Origin of the sequence: Pseudomonas sp. RA_35y_Pfl2_P32 (assembly GCF_963970735.1) — a bacterium.
GTDB lineage: Bacteria > Pseudomonadota > Gammaproteobacteria > Pseudomonadales > Pseudomonadaceae > Aquipseudomonas.
Map to the genome: position 1 here is coordinate 1 of NZ_CAXAQF010000200.1, position 526 is coordinate 526.

General features: G+C 66.3%; 1 protein-coding gene. It reads left to right on the top strand.

The window, feature by feature from the left end:
* Positions 1 to 526 (top strand): aldo/keto reductase (locus AACY45_RS27855; RefSeq protein WP_339548694.1); only part of this gene is annotated, 526 nt, incomplete at both ends.

The window sequence follows — 526 nt, forward strand, 5'->3', positions numbered from 1 at the left end:
ATATCCTGCTGGTCCATGACATTGGCCGCGCGAACCATGGCGACGACAATGCACGCTATTGGCAGCAACTCACGCACGGCGGGGGTTTTCGCGCGCTGGAGGAACTGCGCGCGAGCAAGGCGATCGACGGCTTCGGGCTGGGCGTCAACGAGACTGCGATCTGCCTGCAGGCGATGCGCGAGACGCGGCTCGATATGGTATTGCTTGCGGGGCGCTACACGTTGCTCGAACAGGATGCGCTCAATGCGTTCCTGCCGACGTGCGTCGCGCAGAACGTCTCGGTGGTGATCGGCGGCCCCTATAATAGCGGTATCCTCGCCACGGGAACGCGGAGCGGTGCGCCGATGCATTACGACTATGCCATCGCGCCACCCGCAATCGTCGAGCGAGTCCGCCGGATCGAGCGGATCGCCGATGCGCATGCGGTCCCGCTCGCCGCGGCGGCCTTGCGCTTTCCGATCGCGCATCCTGCGGTGGCGCGCGTGCTACCGGGACTGGCCAGTGCCGCGCAGGTCGAGCGCACGCT